The organism is Bradyrhizobium sp. WSM2793 (genome assembly GCF_000379585.1).
Classification (GTDB): Bacteria; Pseudomonadota; Alphaproteobacteria; order Rhizobiales; family Xanthobacteraceae; genus Bradyrhizobium.
On the sequence record NZ_KB902769.1, the window covers coordinates 52,996 to 69,434 of the forward strand.

The window sequence follows — 16,439 nt, forward strand, 5'->3', positions numbered from 1 at the left end:
TAACATAACCCCTGTCCACGTCGGGCTCACGGCTTGCCGATCACCATCGCGATGGCAGCTGCCACGAAAGGAAACGGCACCGACACGGCGCAGCGGAACCAGACGAAACGGGCCGGCATGAACGGGATTTCCCACAAGATCACCCGCTGGAAGGCGAACAGGGCCCAGGCTACGACATAGGCCACCACCTGCGGCACCCCGCCGCCCGACTTCAGCGCCACCGTGCCGATGGAGAAGCCGATCACGGGCCCGCCCGGCGTGGCGGCGCCGGCGACCACGGCGGTCGCAACCCCGAGCCAGCCGCTGTCCGGCCCGAGCCAGCCGGTGATCACCTCCTGCGGGATGATCGCGGCGATGTAGCCGGAGCCGATCACGCCCAGCGCGATGCGCGGCACGATGTTGATGAAATCCATCGAACCTTCGCGCAGCGAGGCCTTGAACACAGGCGGGCCGCGGCGAAAGGCGATCAGCCCGACGCCGAACACCGATCCCCACAACAGGATGTCGATGAAAAGCGCGGCGCTCATGCCGCGTCCTCGTCGCTTTCACGCTTCGGATAGAGCCGGACATAGACGAAGCGGCCGAGCGCACCGGCGAGTACCGGCAGCGGCAGCGAAATCAGAATCCGCCACAGCGTGAAGTCGGTGCCCATGATCGGGATTTCCCAGGCCACCGCCCGGCCATAGCCGATCAGGGTCCAGCTCACGACCATGGCGATGGTGGCGCCGAAATCGGCGCCGACTGCGAGCAGCGCACTCGCCACGGGATAGGCAGTGAAGGGACCGCCCGGCAGGATCGCGCCGAAGGCGGTGCCGATCAGCAGCCCCATCAGGCCGGATTTCGGTCCGAGCGAGCGCGAGACCTTTTCGTGCGGCAGGATCTCCGAGATGAAGGCCCCGAGCAGGCAGCCGGCGAGCACGCGCGGCAGGATGCCTGAGAATAGCGACAGATCGTGGGTCAGAATGTCGAGAACACCGTCGGTGCCGTCACGCCGCCAGACCAAGGTCGCACTCACCGCGACCAGCGCTGCGATGATGATCGTCGACCAGCCGATCGGCTTGCGGACCCGCCCCGGCCGCGGTTCGGACTCCGCGTCCTCGGCAGGCGCCGGGTTCTTCGGGGAAGGTTCTGACAACGGGCTCGGTCGCTCGAGGGTGATGCCGTTCCTGATTAAGGGCGGCGTCCATTCGATGCAAACAGTACGATGACAGACCGGTGCGCGCGCCACGCAGGGCAATTCCGCACAGCAAAAAGGCGGCCGCGCGAGCGACCGCCTTTTGTTTTCTGTCATTCCGGGGCGCACAAAGTGCGAGCTCTGGTGCGCAACTGCGCACCTGAGAATCTCGCGCCACAACTTCTGGATTCCGGGTTCGCCCTGCGGGCGCCCCGGAATGACAACGAGGCCTTACGCCTTCTCGAGCAGGGACTCGACGTATTCCCAGTTCACGAGGTTCTCGACGAACGCCTTGAGATAATCGGGGCGGCGGTTGCGGTAGTCGATGTAATAGGAGTGCTCCCAGACGTCGCAGCCGAGGATCGGGGTGGCGCCATGCACCAGCGGATTCTCGCCGTTCGGGGTCTTGGAGATCTCGAGCTTGCCGTTCTTGACCTGGAGCCAGCACCAGCCGGAGCCGAACTGGCCGACGCCGGCCGCCTGGAAGTCGGTCTTGAACTTCTCGAAGCCGCCGAGGTCCTCGTTGATCTTCTTCTCGATCTTGCCCGGCAGCTTGGTGCCGCCGCCATTGGGCTTCATCCAGCTCCAGAAGTGGATGTGGTTGTAGTGCTGGCCGGCATTGTTGAACACCGCGGGGTTCTTGCCGAACGAGCCCTTGACGATCTCTTCAAGGGACTTGCCTTCCCATTCGGTCCCCTTGAGCGCGTTGTTGCCGTTGGTGACGTAGGCCTGATGATGCTTGTCGTGGTGGAATTCCAGCGTCTCCTTCGACATGAACTGGCCAAGGGCGTCATAGGCGTAAGGGAGGGGGGGCAGTGTAAAGGTCATGGGATGTTGTCCGCGACTGATGGGGAACTGGCTTAACGGGGACTCTTATAGAAGGTTCCACCGCCGTTAAATACCTCAGAATTTGCGAAAAGACGTGATGCCACGGCTTGGCCGGATTGCATAACTTCGCAGCACCGAGGGACATTCAACCGGGGCCGATCGCCGGCCGCAGAATATCGTTGCCTTTGAACCGGTTATGACAGAACGAATGAACCGCGCAGCCGCGTTGCGAGAGACAAAGCCATGAGCATCGAGATCGACATTTTGAACGGCGACGCCTCGTGGCCGATCGCCAAGCCGCTGCTCAGCGCGGTCTGGGGTCAAGACGCAGCGGAGAAGCCGGCCTGGGCTCACGTCAAATGGGCCAATGCCGACCTGCGCGTGCTGATCGAGACGCCCGAGGACGGTCTCGTCTGCCATGTCGGCATCTACTTCCGCACCGTCACCTGGAACGGACAGAAGGTCCATATCGGCGGCATCGGCGGGGTCTGCACCCGCGAGGACCGGCGCGGTCGCGGCTATGCGACCGTGGCGATCGACGCGGCGGTTCACACCATTCGCGCCAACGAGGCCGTTCGCTTCGCGCTGCTGTTCTGCGAACCACACAATTTTTCGTTCTACGAGACCCGGAGCTGGCTGCCCTTCAAGGGCGAGGTCTATTGCGAGCAGCCGGAGGGGCGGATCCGCTTCACCGAGATGGCGCCCTACGTCTTCAACATCGTCCGCGCGCCGACGCTGGGCACCATCGACCTATGCGGCCTGCCGTGGTGACCCCTGCGTGGAGTGAGGGCTGCCGCAGGGGCTCGGCCGCCCTATAATATGTCGATCATCATCTAAAATTCCGCCCGGTGAACATGACGATCGACGCCCCTGCAGACGCCGTCCCGCCGATTGCGCCGGTCGCCTCCCCGATCGCCAGCCTGCTGACTGCGCCGATCCTGCCGACGCTGCTGCGGCTCGCGATCCCCAACATGATCGCGATGGTCGGCAGCACTTTGGTTGCGATCGCCGAGACCTCCTATATCGGCCGGCTCGGCACCATTCCGCTCGCCGCGATCGCGCTGGTGTTTCCGTTCGCGATGCTGACGCAGATGATGAGCGCGGGCGCGATGGGCGGCGGCGTTTCGTCCGCGATCAGCCGCGCGCTCGGCGCCGGGGATCGTGACCGCGCCGCGACGCTGGCGCTGCATGCCGCCATCATCGGCCTCTGCGGCGGGCTGTTCTTCACGGTGATGATGCTCGTCTTCGGCCGCTCCTTCTTCACCCTGCTCGGCGGGCGCGATCGCGTGCTCGAGGAGGCCAGCGGCTATTCGCAGGTGCTGTTCTCCGGCGCGGTCGCGATCTGGCTCGTCAACACGCTCGCCTCGGTGATCCGCGGCACCGGCGACATGCGCCTGCCCTCGATGACGCTGATCGGCGCCAGCGTGCTCCAGATCGCGCTCGGCGGCACGTTGGGGCTCGGCCTGTTCGGCGTGAAGCCCTTCGGCATGCCGGGAGTCGCCAGCGGCCAGTTGATCGCGTTCACCTGCGCCGCGGTCTTCTTCCTCTGGTATCTCGCGTCCGGCCGCAGCCGGCTGCCGCTGAATATTCGCGCGTTTCATTTCGAGCGCGCGATGTTCCTGGACATCCTCAAGGTTGGTGCGGTGGCCTGCCTGTCGCCGCTCCAGACCGTGCTCACCATTTTGATCTTCACGAAGATCCTGGCCACGTTCGGCACCGAGATGCTGGCCGGCTACGGCATCGGCTCGCGGCTGGAATTCTTGCTGATCCCGATCACCTTCGCCTTCGGCATCGCCTCGGTGCCGATGGTCGGAATGGCGATGGGCGCCGGACAGGTGAAGCGCGCGCGGCGTGTGGCCTGGACCGCCGCTGCAGCTTCCGGATTGACGGTCGGCCTGATCGGCCTCGCCGTCGCGCTCGCTCCGTCGCTATGGGTCGCGCTCTTCACGCGCGATCCCGGCGTCACCGCCGCCGCGCACAGCTATTTCCACTGGGCCGGCCCGACCTTCGTGTTCTTCGGCATCGGCGTGTCGCTCTACTTCTCCTCGCAAGGCGCGGCGCGCGTCGGCGGCCCCGTGCTCGCTTCCACCGCGCGGCTTCTGATCGTCGCGATCGGCGGCGTCGTCCTCATGATGACGCAGGCGCCGGCCTGGACCTTGTTCGCGCTGGTCGGCGGCGCCATGGCGGTGTTCGGCCTGTCGACTGCGGCCTCGGTCGCCTTCGCGCGCTGGGACAAATGATCGCAGGACATCAACGCAGGCAAATGAACGCAGGAATGTGATTCCAGCCAGCGTTGCACTATCCCGCCGGGCTGCTATGGAGGCGCTCCATTTTCGGGGCCTCTTCCATGACTTCCAGATTCGCTGCTCTCATCGTCCTTCTCGCTGCGCTGCTCGGCGCGCCGGCCGCGCATGCGCAGAGCGCCGATGGGACATGGCTGACCCAGGCGGGTGATGCGCGCGTCAAGATCAGCAAGTGCGGCGGCGGCATCTGCGGCATCGTCGCCTGGCTGCGCGAGCCCTACGACACCGCGACCGGCCAGCCCGCCACCGACAGCAAGAACCCCAATCGCGAGCTCGCCAGGCGCCCGATGATCGGCCTGCCATTGTTCAGCGGCATGCAGCCCTCAGGTCCGAACAAATGGTCCGGCCAGATCTACAATGCCGACGACGGCAGTACCTATGCCAGCAGCATCTCCGTGATGGGAGCGGATTCGCTGCGGGTCGAAGGCTGCGTCGGCGCGCTCTGCGGCGGCGAGACCTGGACGCGGACGGGACGCTGACGCTTCACGCCACCATCGCCTTCAGCGCCGTCGCCGCCGAGGCGTAGCCGCCCCGTGCGCCATCGATGAAATGGACGTGATCACTGCGCAGCGCCGACGGCGTGAAGCAGGTCATCATGGCGGCGTCCTGCTGATAGAGACCGAAGCGCACGATACCCTCGCGCGCAGCCGCCGCCAGACGGTCGCTCAGCGCGCGCTCGAGCTGCGGCGTGCAGTCGAGGATCATGCGCAGGCCGTCGTCAAATTTCCTGAAGTCCGAGTTCTCGACCACCTGACGCCTGTAGACGTTCGGCACGAAGCCGCCGACGTTGAGGTCGAAGCGCATGATCAGATAGACGAACAGCGTATAGGCCAGCACGGTGGCGCGGCGCGCGAGCAGCGGACCACCGCGTCTGGTGCGGGCTTCGTATTCCAGCCCCTGCGGCGGCCATTTCAGCGGCGGTCCCTGCGGCGGTACCGGGCGGGCGCCGTCCGGGCTGCGCTCGACGAGATGGATGACGTCCTCGATCACCTTGCGGAAGGCATGCGGGTCGGCGCCGCGCGCCGGCATCACCAGAACCGAGAGGATCAGCCCACGTGAGGCCGGTATCACCTCGAAGCGGCAGGACAGGCCCGAGAGATCGGGCTGCGTGCCCGCCGGCGCTGCCGGCACGGCAAACTCCCCGCGCTTCATCGCGGCATCGGCGAAGGCGAGCCCGCCGCCCGAGAACATCGCATAGGACAGGTTGGCCGACGGCCCGAAGCGCGCGACGCGCACGTCGAGGCCCTGCGCGCGGATGGCGCTGACCGGCACCAGCGCGACCCGCATCGTCAGATCGAGATCTTCCCGCACCCAGGTCGCGGTTGCCGCCAGCGCCTCTCGGGCAGGTTCGAGGTCGCCTGGCGCAACCGCAAAGCTCGCGCCGTCGCCGCCGAACACGAAGGGGAATTCGCGTCCCTCCAACGCGTTCGTCACCGCCGCGATCACGGCGGCGCCGGCCATGTTCACCGCCTTGTAGCGCTGCGCCGCGATCGCCTTGGTGGAATCGACGATATCGGCGACGCCGATGCTCCAATCGTCCGGCAACGGCACATAGAGCGCAGGGTCCATCAGGCTGGTGAAGCCGCGGAAGACGGGAATGCCGCCATAGAAGGATTCGCCTGAGGTCATCGGGGATGCCGGATGGTTGGAATGCGAAACAAATACGTGGCAGGATCGATCCGGGTTCGCCGGCCGGCGGCCCCTTTCAATCATTGGCCGAAACGGTTCCAGACAACAAGATAGGGCAGCAACAAGATGAGGCCGCGTTGCAATGCCGCAGCGTGTCATTGATCGGCATCAAGCGGCCGGCCGGGAAGAACGGCTATTGTCCTCAGCTCCAAGGGTTGCATGGGATGATCGAGGTGTCCGACTTCGGCAGCAAGGACTCCACCTCTCCGGTCCGCCGGCGCACGGGCATCGACCCGATCAGCGCGGTGAAGATGCCCGAAAGACTGACGGCAGCCGTCGATGCCTGGGCTGAAGCCCATCAACTGACCCGCTCGGATGCGATCTGCAAGCTGATCGAGCTGGGCCTGAAGATCGCGCCCCCGGTCCACGCCCCGGTGCACCCAATCGCATCGGACGCCACCAGGATCGAAGAGATCGCGGTCCACGAGATCGAGACGCTGCTCGATCCGGCATTGCCCGTGGACGAACGCGACCGCCGCATCCGCCGCCTCACCGAAGGGCCGCCGGAATTTTCACATGAGCGGATTGACCTGCCGAAAGACCCGCCGAAGCACCGGACGTGAGCTGCTAATGCAGCTTCTCGTCCTGACGCTTACGCAAGCTATCGAGAGACGCATCATGGCAGCCGACCAGGCGCACGAATTGCTGCGGGTACATTTCGTGGCCATGACCGCCGGAATTCTGGTGCGTCATCGGCGGGCAACGGGCATCGTCCTGCTTCGCGCGGGATTGCTCGGTCCGGCCCTGATTTGAAGCGGTCATGCTGGGCAAGGTCATGGACTGCTCCTTGTCGATTAGGGCAGATCGATTGACGTAACCCAATCGATTGCGGGGCATCTTACGACCAAATCCGGCTGGATGTCATTGTGCCGGATCAACGCAATCATGACGGCGGAGTTCCGCCTAGGCCGTATTCCCCGCGTCGACAGTAAACACCGTCCCGGTGACGTTGCGGCCGCCTTCGCCCAAGAGATATTCTACCATGCGCGCGACGTCGTCCGTCTCCGGCAGGCGGCGCAGCGCGCTGCGGCCGGCGATGCGCTTGCGCGCCTCGTCGGACAGATTGTGCGTGAGCTCGGTGTCGATGAAACCCGGCGCGATCGCGTTCACGGTGATGCCGAGCTTGCCGACCTCGCGCGCCAGCGAGCGGGTGAAGCCGGTGGCAGCCGCCTTGGTCGCACCATAGACGGACAGGCCGTTATAGCCGGTGGTCGCGATGATCGAGGAGATGTTGACGATGCGGCCGGCGCCATCGGCCATCATCTGCCGTGCCACATATTTGGTGAGGATGATCGGCGACAGCACGTTGAGCTGCACCAGCGCCTCGATCTCGGAATTATGCATGGTGGCGAGCAGGCCTTCGGTGCCGAGGCCGGCATTGTTGACGAGGCCGTAGGTCGGGCCGAACTCGTCGCGCACGAGTTTTGCAAAAGCCGGAATGGCGTCGATCACGGCAAGGTCGCAGGCGCGGAAATGCAGGCGCCCTTCGGAGCCCGCAATCGCGGCCTTGAGCTCTTCGCTCTCGCGCCGGGCGGCCGCGACCACGTTGTATCCGGCGCCGGAGAGGCGCTTGCCGATCGCAAGGCCGATGCCGCGGCTGCCGCCGGTGACGAGGACATTATGCATCGGTGCGCGCCAGTTTTCCGGCCGGGGTGACGTCGAGCGCCTCGACGAAGCGGATCACCGCCGGCACCTTGTGGGACGCGAGCTGCGCGCGGCACCGCTCCAGGATCTGGTCGCGGATCTCCTTCGCCCGGGCGGGATCGGTGCCCTCGGTGAGGATCACATCGGCGACCACGATGCCGCCGGTGATGGGGCTCTTCCGCGATTTGGCCCGCGACATCCGCACGTCGGGATGGCGGTTGATGACCGCCTCGATTTCTTCGGGGTGGACCTTCAGTCCGCCGATATTGATGATGCCGCCGCGGCGGCCGACGAAATAGTAGCGCTCGCCGCGCAGCTCGACGATGTCGCCGCTGTCGACAAATCCGTCGTCATCGGTGAGCGCGGCGGCATTGCGGCCGACATAGGCATGCGCGGTGCGCGTCGAACGGATACGCAGCGAGCCGTCGACCACTTTCATCTCGACGCCATTGCGATTGCCGAGATAGTTGGCCGGAAAGCCTTCCAGGCCGTCATTGACGGCAAAGCCGACGCCGGCTTCGGTCGAGGCATAGGCATGACCGACGGAAGAATTGGGGAATGCCGCCTTCAGCCCGTCGAGCACCGCCTGGTCGGCGATTTCACCGGAGAGGCGGACGTAGCGAGGGGCGAACTGCGCGGCCGAACCGCTCATCAGGAGCTTGCGCCAGTGCGAGGGCGTGCCGGAGATGTGCGAGACGCCGCGCGCCTTCAGCCGCGCGACGTGATCACCGAGCGCCTCATGGGGATCGGACAGCACCATCGAGCCGCCGGAAAGGACGGCGCGGAGGAAGATTTGCAGGCCGCCATAGCGGCGGATGTCGTAGAAGGTCGCCCAGACCGGCGCCGGGCCGCGCGCGGGGCCTTCGGCAACGATCGCACCGGTCAGCGCCTCCAGCGTGTGGCCGGCGATCTTCGGCACGCCTGAAGTGCCCGAGGTGAGCATCAGCCATTCCGTCGCGCGTTCGGTCTTGGCCGGCGCGGTGGCTTCGAGCGGCAATTGCGCGGTGACGATGAGCGGGACGCCAGTCCCGGCCCAGCGATCGGATTCGTCGGTCACGACGGCGTCGATCTCGGCATCGGCGATCAATGCCTCGAGATGCGCCGGATTGAGATCGGGCGGGCACAGCAGCATGCGACGGGCGATGCCGTCGAGCTCGATCATGGCAAGACCCGACCGGAGCTGGTCGGACAATTTGAGCAGCACGGAGCGGCCGGACAATTCGCGCAGGCGGCCGCCCAGGACCGTCTGCGACAGGATATCGGTCAGCGACACGCAGGTTTGCGCGTCCGACAGCGTACGGCCGGTCAGCTCCGCGCCGAGATGGTCGCGAAGCGCAAAGATCTCACGCGGGGACATTTTCGTAGGCCCGCACGAAATCGCCCACCGTGGCGGGAAACGCTGCGTCCTCGGAGATGGTGAAGGGGTCGACGCCGGTCTCGTCCTCGAGGCGCGCGACCAGGATGGCGAAGGCGAGCGAGTCGAAACCCGTCTCGTGCAGCGACAGATCGTCCGAGAGCGCGGGAAGCGTGACGTGCTGCTCTTTGGCGATCTGCTGGATCGCGTCAATGACCTTAGACCTTACCGACATGGCTGGCTCGCTTTGTTATCGTTGGTGTTGCGGCGGCTCTTGCTGGCCGCCTCCCCATGGCCGCCTGTTTACCCGACAGAAGTAAATGGCTTCTTGGACAATTCAGATAAAATTGGACCTATCTGCGGATTTTGGCGGGATTTACAGCCTGATCGAGCCGTCCACGATTCGCGCATGGGCCTCGGTATCGAGCGCCACATAGGCCCCGGACTTCGGGTCTGCCATGAACAGCGGATCGGAGATCGCGGCGGGATCGAAGCCTTCCCGCGACAGATCGCCCTTCTTCTGCTTGAACGTCTCGGTCGCATCGATCTCGCTGGAGATGCGAATGAAGACCGGGCGCGCATAAGCCGGTAGGCGTTGCGCCAGATGTGCGGGCAATGCCGCGATGTCGAAGCCTTCGTTGACGACGATCGCGCTCATGCCGGCACGGCCGTCCGCGCCGGGGATGCTGACGCCGTAAGTTGTGGCATCGACCACGCCGGTGAAATCGCGCATCGCGTCATTCACCTCCGAGGTCGCGACATTCTCGCCCTTCCAGCGGAAAGTATCCCCGATCCGATCGACGAAATGGAAGAAGCCCTTGTCGTCGATCCGCATCAGGTCGCCGGTGCGGAACCAGGCGTCGCCCCTGGTAAAGACATCGCGAAGAATCTTCTTCTCGGTCTCGCCGGTGTCGGTGTAGCCCTCGAAGCGCCCGCCGCCTTCATCGGCGGTGCCGATGCGGCCGATGGCTTCGCCGGCCTCACCACGGGCGCAGGCGAGGCAAAACCCCTCTTCGTTGCGCAGCGGCACGCCGCTGTCGGGGTCGAGCTTGACGAGATTGGCAGGGAAGCGATGCGCCAGCAGCGGTGGGATGCGACCGATCGCGCCGGGCTGCCCCTCGACGTTGAACAGCGAGAAGTTGCCTTCCGTCGCCGCATAGAATTCGAGGATGCGCGGAATGGCGAAACGCGCCTGAAAGTCTTCCCAGATGTCACCGCGCAGGCCGTTGCCGCAGACGAGGCGGAGACGATGCCGGTTCTCATATTCCGACGGCGCGGCCTTGAGCAGATAACGGCAGAGCTCGCCGATATATTGGAACAGCGTGCAGTCATGGCGCACGATGTCGGACCAGAAATGCGAGGCCGAGAATTTCTCCGCAATTACCACCGAGCCGCCCGCAGCGAGCATGCTGCAGGGCGCGACGATGCCGCCGACTGAGTGGAACAGGGGCAGGCAATCGTAGAGCCGGTCTTGCGGGCTCGCGCCGGTGAGGCCGGCGAACCAAAAGCCCCAATTGAGAATGCGGCGGTGGCTGATGCTGGCAGCCTTCGGCAGGCCGGTGGTGCCCGAGGTGTAGATCAGCAGCGCGCGATCATCGATGGTGACCTCGCCGTGCTCCTCCGGCGACAAAGGAGCGTCGTCCAGCGCCGCGAGGGCGACGTCGATGGCGCGCTCGCTGCGGGCATCGCCATGCGTCCAGACCTTGGCCTGCGTCTTCAGGTGCGGCGTTGCGCTCTCCAGCATCTGCGTCAGCTCCTGCGCAACGATGATATGCGAGGGCTTTGCGACATCGAGGCAATGCGCGAGCGACTGTCCCACCAGCCTGGTGTTGAGCAGCGCCGCCACACCGCCGATCCGGCTGATGCCGAGCCAGGCCGCGACATAATCGATGCCGTTCGGCATGATCAAGGCGACCGTATCACCCTTGGCCACGCCGGCCGAGCGCGCCCAGCGCGCGTAGCGGTTGATGCGCTTCGACAGGCTTTCATAGTCGAGGCTTGCGTCGTCGGTGATCAGCGCGACGTGGTCGGGCTGGCGCTGCGCCCAATCGTCGATGACGTCGGCGAACAGACGCCCCGGCAGCGTCTCGATCCGCGCCGTGAGCTCGATGGCCTTCAGCCATATCTTTGAAGCCGAAGGCGCGCGCGCGACTTTTTGTCGTTCGATGGCACCGGGGGTCATGCCGTTGATTCTTTCGGGCCGCCTGCTGACATCAGGCAATCTAGCCCCCGCGCCCTGCCCAGATGTTAAGAGACAAGGTAAACCTCTGTTAGGGCGCGGTTAACTCTAGTGATCCTTTACCGCCGCACGGCAACGCCGATGAGTTCGGCGGCGTGGTGACGGCCGAGACCGATCGCGCTGGCGCAAGATGGCCGGAGCTGTGGGGGCAGGAAGGATTAGCGCGCAGCACCTGCCGACGCTAGCCGCTACGCCTGTAGCGCAAGTACGGCGGCGGCGCGTGAACCGGATAATACGGATTGAGATCGCAGATCGCGGATCGGCCATAAGCCGTGGCGCGGCACTGCGGCAACGAGGTGAAGGAGCAGTCGTACCACTCTCCACCCCCACCGTTCGCACCTGAATAAACGTGCATGCAGACCGGATAGCGTGGATCAAAAGTCTGCGCATGCGACGGCGCGGCTGCGAGCATCGCGCCGGCGGTCACGATCATTCCGAACGAGAAACGCATGAACTGTGTTCCGGTACGAGGCATCGCGGATTCGCTATTGCACCTTCTTGTGACGCCGGCGCGGCTGCGGCGGCTGGTCGAAGGCGTAGTACGGGTTGACGTCGCAGCTGGCCGCGCGGCCCGACGCGCTCGCGCGGCACTGCGGCAGCGAGGTGAAGGAGCAGTCGAAATAATCGCCGCCACCACCGGTAAAGCCGCCGGGCGTATAAACGTGCATGCACACCGGGTAGCGCGGATCGTAGGTCTGGGCGCTGGCATCTGCCGCGACGAACAGCGCGGCAATCGCGGTGAGGGTCAAAATCGACAGGCGCATGTACTTAATCCTCGAATCGACGGCCGCGGCGGATCTGATGCCGGCAGCCTCGTATGGCATAACACCAGGCCGGAGGCGACTGTTCCTAGGGACAGATGACGGCAAGGTGAGCGCTGCGGGCTGCGGCGCTAAGCGCCGAGCCCCTGCAGCACGAGCCGGTTCAGCCTTGCGGCAAACGCAGCCGGATCCTCCGGCAATTCGCCGTCCAGGATCTGCGCCTGCTCGAGCAGGAGCAGGCTGAGATCATCGACCGCCTTCGAGCCGGCTTGCGCCTTGGTGATCGCGCCCACCATCGGATGGCGCAGATTGATCTCCAGGATCGGCTTGGTCTTCATGCCGCGGTTTTGCTGCGACAGGATGCGCTCGAGCTCGCGGCTCGGGCCCTGGCTGTCGGCGACGAGGCAGGAGGCCGAGCTGGTGAGGCGCGTCGAGGCCTTGACGTCGCTGACACGCTCGCCGAGCGCAGCCTTGATCACGGCAATGGTGGCCGCTTCATCCGCCTCGGGCTCGTCCTTCTTTGCCTCGTCCTTGTCGTCGACGCGCGGAATCAGGTCGAGATTGAGATCGCCCTGGCTCAGCGACTTCAGCGGCTTGCCGTCGAACTCCGACGGCATCGAGGTCCAGAACGCATCGACGGGATCGGACAGCAGCAGCACCTCGATGCCGCGCGCGGTCGCAGCCTCCAGCCGCGGATTGGATTTCAGCCGCTCGATACTGTCGCCGACGAGATAATAGATCTCGGTCTGGTTCGGCTTGAAATCGGCGATGACCTGCCTCAGCGACCGCTTCTCGCCCGATGTTGTGGTGAAGCGCGAAAGTGCCAGCAGCTTTTCGCGCCGCTCGAAATCCTCGTAAATGCCTTCCTTGAGCACCGCGCCGAACGCGTCCCAGATCTTGGCGAAGTTCTCCGGATCCTTCTCGGCCAGGCTTTCGAGCTCCGACACGACCCGGGTCGCCACGGCCTTGCGGATCTGCGCCAGCTGCGGATTGTTCTGCAGCATCTCGCGCGAGATGTTGAGCGGGAGATCCTCGCTGTCGACGACGCCGCGGATGAAGCGCAGATATCCCGGCAACAGATCGGCATCATCGGTGATGAAGACGCGGCGGACGTAAAGCTTCACCCGGCCCTTGCGGTTCGGCTCGAACAGGTCGAACGGCTTGGTCGAGGGCGCGAACAGCAGCACCGCGTAGGAATAGCGGCCCTCGGCGCGGTAATGCAGCGTCATCGCGGGATCGTCGAAGGCGGAGGCGATCTGCTGATAGGCCTTCTTGTAGTCGTCCGGCGTCAGCTCGGATTTCGAGCGTTGCCACAGCGCGCTGGCCGAATTGATCTGACGGGGCTCACCCTCTTCCGGCACCAGCTCGATCGGGAACAGGATGTTGTCGGAATAGGCACCGACGATGCGCTCGATCTCGAAGCTCTCGAGATATTTCTTGGCGTCGTCCTTCAGGTGCAGGACGATCTCGGTGCCGCGCGCCAGGCGCGCCGCCTCCTCGTCGCCGGCACGGGCGATTTCGAAGCCGGAGCCGCCGGAGGACGTCCAGGTCCAGACGTCGCTCTCGCCGGCGCGGCGGCTGACCACGACGATCCTGTCGGCGACCATGAAGGCGGAATAGAAGCCGACGCCGAACTGGCCGATCAGGCCGAGGCCGTCCTTGGCCTCCTTCAGCTTCGACACGAATGCCTTGGTGCCGGAGCGGGCGATGGTGCCGAGATGGTCGATCAGCTCCTGCCGCTCCATGCCGATGCCGTTGTCGGCGATCGTGAGCGTCCCGGCCGCCTTGTTCGGGATGATGCGGATCTTGAGCGCGTCGCCCTCGCCGAGCAGCGAAGGGGTTGCGATTGCCTCATAGCGCAGCTTGTCGCAGGCGTCCGACGCGTTGGAGATGAGCTCGCGCAGAAAGATGTCGGTCTCGGAATAGACGGAGTGCACCATCAGGTGCAAAAGCTCGGAAACCTCGGCCTGGAAGGGCTGCGTATGCACAGCCGTGTCTGACGTCGTCATGCGTTTACCCGGTCAAAACGAAAGGGAAGAAACCCGGGATATAACGCGAGCGTAGAGGGGATCAAGTGGACGTGAAGAATCGTCCTCCAGGCGGGAGAGCGATCTATCCGGCGCCCGGGCGGATCAGGTCACGCAGCGGCCGGGCTGGAGCAGCTTTGCGACCTCAGTCAGCGAGCTGACCATCGGCTCGCAGGCGATCGTCGGCCTGTTGCGCACCTTCTTCTGGTTCTGGAGCAGCACCGGCGGCTTGGCATTGCCGGTCTCGATCACCGCGGGGACCCGCAGCAGCACCGAGGTGTCGGCGAGGTCATTCAGCCGCATCGAGACGGTGCGGGTCGGAACAGCTGCCTGTTTGATCTCGGCGAGCCGGTCGGCCTTGCCGGTCCGATTGACATTGTGGCCGGGCTTGTCGGCCTTGTCGGCGACCGCCTGCCAGCGGTCTGCCAGATCATGACCCGAGGCCAGTTGCACGGCACCGAGCGTCGCAGCAGCGGCAACGACGCTCAAAAATACCTTATGAATCTGTGACATGGCTGTCGATCCCTCGCCCCATGGCGATCGCGGGAACAACGCCGGCGAAGGATCAGGGGTTCTTAGCGGTTACGATCACTTAACCGTGTGCGACAAATACGACAGCGTGCGCAAAATATTTCGCGAGGGGTGGAACGACTTTCGCAGACTGGAGTCGTCTCAACAGCCGGCTATTCCCCCCTGCCCCATAAGCCGGTGACGTAGGGCGCGACTGTGGTGATGCCAGTCGCGCCTTACTTTTGTCTGGGGTTCACTTCCCCGCCAGCCAGTCGCGCCCTTCGCCATAGAGCTTCTCGACCTCGGGGCCGATCAGGCCCGGCATGTCGCGCTTGACCTTGTAGCCGATCAGCTCCTGCATGTAGGCGAGGTGGCGATAGCCTTCGGGCAATGCGGCCAGCGCTGTCTGGTCGAGGCGAAGCTCTGCTGCGGGATCGACCGGGTCGATCCGGTCCTTCTCGTAGATCGGCTGGCGGCGGACAATGCCCCACTTCCCCTGCCGCTTCTCCAGGAAATCGTAGAAGCGCCCGGTGCAGACGACGTCGCAGACCACGTCATGCACCGGGGCACGCTGCGAGATCGTCATCTTGGTCTGCGCGATGGCCCGCGCGCCTGCGAGATCGATGCTGGTGCCGCCAAGGAAATGCAGGATGCGCACGCCCCTGGCAAAGCCCTCCTGGCTGACGCGCATGAAATCCCGCGCCGGCCCCTGAAACCAGGTGGCGGACATCCAGCCCTCGTCATGCCAGACCGTGGCAAAGCGCTCCCAGTCACCGGCATCGCGCCAGACCGCCCAGTTCTCGACGAGGTCGCGAATGGCGAGGCGATCGAGGAGTTGCTGGTCCATGGGCACATCTCCGGCTGGGATCAATGCAGGAGGTATGAGCGGCGAAGCCGACGCACGTCAAGCACGGCAGGCGAACGAAAAATCCGGCGTGCCTTGCAGCACGCCGGATCAAATCGTTTGGCCAAATGGCCAGCTCTATTAAGCCGCCGGCGCCTTCGGCGTGCGGTTGCGCGAGTTGCGCTGGAAGAACAGCGCCTGGCTCGCCACCGCCGACACCATCGCGGGCTGGAACGGTTTTGAGATCAGGAACGCAGGCTCGGGCCGCTCGCCGGTGAGGAAGCGCTCCGGGTATGCGGTGATGAACACCACCGGCACCTCGAACGTGCGGAGCAATTCGTTGACGGCGTCGAGGCCCGACGAACCGTCGGCGAGCTGGATGTCGGCGAGGATCAGGCCGGGCCGCTTGTTCTTGGCCAGCGCCACCGCATCGGCATGGGTGCGCGCGACGCCGACGACATTGTGGCCGAGATTCTTCACCAGGCTCTCGAGGTCCATGGCGATGAAGGTCTCGTCCTCGATGATCAGCACGTCGGTGGCGATCTCGGCGGCCATCTCGCGTCCGGCGGCATCCGCAAGCCGCCGCGTCTCGGCGACGTCGGTGCCGAGGATGTAGCCGACTTCCTCTTCCGAGAATCCCTCCAGCGAGAGCAGCAGGAAGGCCTGGCGCGGCAGCGGCGTGATGTTCGACAGCCGCCGCTCGGGCGGCATCGGCAAGGTCGTCACCTCGGAATCATCGTTGACGGAGACCGAATTCCAGATCTGGGTGAACAGCCTGAACAGGCCGGCCCGCGGTCCATGGCTCTCGTCGAGCACCGACGGATCCCCCAGCATGGCTTCCAACATGGCTGCGACATAGGCGTCACCGGAGGCCTGGCTGCCCGTCAGGGCGCGTGCGTACCGGCGCAACAACGGCAAGTGTTCAGCAACAAGCTGTGAACGGGACATCCCCACTCCATTCATCTTCGGGGCCAACCTTGACGTCCAGGCAATCCGAGGGGGGCCCGGGTTCCCCTGCTGGGCTGATTACGCCTCAGGCCAAGAAAAGTTCCGTCTGAGCGGGAAC

19 protein-coding genes are annotated in these 16,439 nt (G+C 65.0%); 4 read left to right on the forward strand and 15 right to left on the reverse strand.

Annotated elements, in window-relative coordinates; all coding sequences use genetic code 11:
* Positions 1-26 precede the first annotated feature (26 nt).
* The 3 genes from A3AS_RS0103380 to A3AS_RS0103390 all read right to left on the reverse strand — a co-directional run bounded on the left by A3AS_RS0103380 (position 27) and on the right by A3AS_RS0103390 (position 2,002).
* Positions 27-527: a hypothetical protein gene (locus tag A3AS_RS0103380; RefSeq protein ID WP_018316197.1), complete on the reverse strand. Its 501-nt coding sequence runs from the start codon at positions 525-527 to the stop codon at positions 27-29.
* A complete protein-coding gene (locus A3AS_RS0103385; RefSeq protein ID WP_026201624.1) occupies positions 524-1,135 on the reverse strand; it encodes a permease in 612 nt (203 codons plus the stop codon). The genes A3AS_RS0103380 and A3AS_RS0103385 overlap by 4 nt, the downstream gene beginning before the upstream one ends.
* A 270-nt stretch (positions 1,136-1,405) precedes the next feature.
* Positions 1,406-2,002 (reverse strand): superoxide dismutase, encoded by a 597-nt coding sequence (locus A3AS_RS0103390; RefSeq protein WP_018316199.1) that lies wholly within the window; start codon positions 2,000-2,002, stop codon positions 1,406-1,408.
* 243 nt (positions 2,003-2,245) lie between these two features.
* Between A3AS_RS0103390 and A3AS_RS0103395 the strand changes: the two genes are divergently transcribed.
* From A3AS_RS0103395 to A3AS_RS0103405, 3 genes are all read left to right on the forward strand, one after another.
* Complete coding sequence (locus tag A3AS_RS0103395) at positions 2,246-2,773, forward strand: GNAT family N-acetyltransferase (RefSeq protein WP_018316200.1); 528 nt, start codon at positions 2,246-2,248, stop codon at positions 2,771-2,773.
* A gap of 83 nt (positions 2,774-2,856) precedes the next feature.
* Positions 2,857-4,242 (forward strand): MATE family efflux transporter, encoded by a 1,386-nt coding sequence (locus tag A3AS_RS0103400; protein WP_018316201.1) that lies wholly within the window; start codon positions 2,857-2,859, stop codon positions 4,240-4,242.
* Between the two features lie 107 nt (positions 4,243-4,349).
* The gene (locus A3AS_RS0103405) at positions 4,350-4,784 is read left to right on the forward strand and encodes a DUF2147 domain-containing protein (protein ID WP_018316202.1); all 435 of its coding nucleotides are present in this window, start codon (positions 4,350-4,352) and stop codon (positions 4,782-4,784) included.
* A gap of 4 nt (positions 4,785-4,788) precedes the next feature.
* On the opposite strand, the gene A3AS_RS0103410 is transcribed toward A3AS_RS0103405, so the two are convergent.
* Complete coding sequence (locus A3AS_RS0103410) at positions 4,789-5,934, reverse strand: DUF3095 domain-containing protein (protein ID WP_018316203.1); 1,146 nt, start codon at positions 5,932-5,934, stop codon at positions 4,789-4,791.
* A 224-nt stretch (positions 5,935-6,158) separates the two neighbouring features.
* On the opposite strand from A3AS_RS0103410, the gene A3AS_RS0103415 reads away from it, so the two are divergent.
* Positions 6,159-6,557 (forward strand): hypothetical protein, encoded by a 399-nt coding sequence (locus A3AS_RS0103415; RefSeq protein WP_018316204.1) that lies wholly within the window; start codon positions 6,159-6,161, stop codon positions 6,555-6,557.
* Between the two features lie 4 nt (positions 6,558-6,561).
* Here the strand turns inward: A3AS_RS0103415 and A3AS_RS0103420 are convergent, their stop codons facing one another.
* The 11 genes from A3AS_RS0103420 to A3AS_RS0103470 form a co-directional block, all read right to left on the reverse strand.
* Positions 6,562-6,771, reverse strand: a complete 210-nt coding sequence (locus A3AS_RS0103420; protein ID WP_018316205.1) for a hypothetical protein — start codon at positions 6,769-6,771, stop codon at positions 6,562-6,564.
* Positions 6,772-6,897: 126 nt separating this feature from the next.
* Positions 6,898-7,620 (reverse strand): SDR family NAD(P)-dependent oxidoreductase, encoded by a 723-nt coding sequence (locus A3AS_RS0103425; protein WP_018316206.1) that lies wholly within the window; start codon positions 7,618-7,620, stop codon positions 6,898-6,900.
* Positions 7,613-8,995, reverse strand: a complete 1,383-nt coding sequence (locus A3AS_RS0103430; protein ID WP_018316207.1) for a class I adenylate-forming enzyme family protein — start codon at positions 8,993-8,995, stop codon at positions 7,613-7,615. The genes A3AS_RS0103425 and A3AS_RS0103430 overlap by 8 nt, the downstream gene beginning before the upstream one ends.
* On the reverse strand, positions 8,982-9,227 hold the full coding sequence (locus tag A3AS_RS0103435) for an acyl carrier protein (protein ID WP_008543699.1): 246 nt from the start codon (positions 9,225-9,227) through the stop codon (positions 8,982-8,984). The genes A3AS_RS0103430 and A3AS_RS0103435 overlap by 14 nt, the downstream gene beginning before the upstream one ends.
* Positions 9,228-9,368: 141 nt before the next feature.
* Complete coding sequence (locus A3AS_RS0103440; protein WP_026201625.1) at positions 9,369-11,183, reverse strand: long-chain-acyl-CoA synthetase; 1,815 nt, start codon at positions 11,181-11,183, stop codon at positions 9,369-9,371.
* Positions 11,184-11,412: 229 nt separating this feature from the next.
* The gene (locus tag A3AS_RS0103445; protein WP_018316209.1) at positions 11,413-11,682 is read right to left on the reverse strand and encodes a DUF3551 domain-containing protein; all 270 of its coding nucleotides are present in this window, start codon (positions 11,680-11,682) and stop codon (positions 11,413-11,415) included.
* Between the two features lie 34 nt (positions 11,683-11,716).
* Positions 11,717-11,995: a DUF3551 domain-containing protein gene (locus A3AS_RS0103450; protein ID WP_026201626.1), complete on the reverse strand. Its 279-nt coding sequence runs from the start codon at positions 11,993-11,995 to the stop codon at positions 11,717-11,719.
* A 128-nt stretch (positions 11,996-12,123) separates the two neighbouring features.
* Positions 12,124-14,001 (reverse strand): molecular chaperone HtpG, encoded by a 1,878-nt coding sequence (gene htpG, locus A3AS_RS0103455; RefSeq protein WP_018316211.1) that lies wholly within the window; start codon positions 13,999-14,001, stop codon positions 12,124-12,126.
* A 123-nt stretch (positions 14,002-14,124) separates the two neighbouring features.
* On the reverse strand, positions 14,125-14,532 hold the full coding sequence (locus A3AS_RS0103460; RefSeq protein ID WP_018316212.1) for a hypothetical protein: 408 nt from the start codon (positions 14,530-14,532) through the stop codon (positions 14,125-14,127).
* Positions 14,533-14,782: 250 nt separating this feature from the next.
* The gene (locus A3AS_RS0103465) at positions 14,783-15,376 is read right to left on the reverse strand and encodes a nuclear transport factor 2 family protein (RefSeq protein WP_018316213.1); all 594 of its coding nucleotides are present in this window, start codon (positions 15,374-15,376) and stop codon (positions 14,783-14,785) included.
* Positions 15,377-15,514: 138 nt separating this feature from the next.
* A complete protein-coding gene (locus A3AS_RS0103470; RefSeq protein WP_026201627.1) occupies positions 15,515-16,321 on the reverse strand; it encodes a response regulator in 807 nt (268 codons plus the stop codon).
* Positions 16,322-16,439 lie beyond the last annotated feature (118 nt).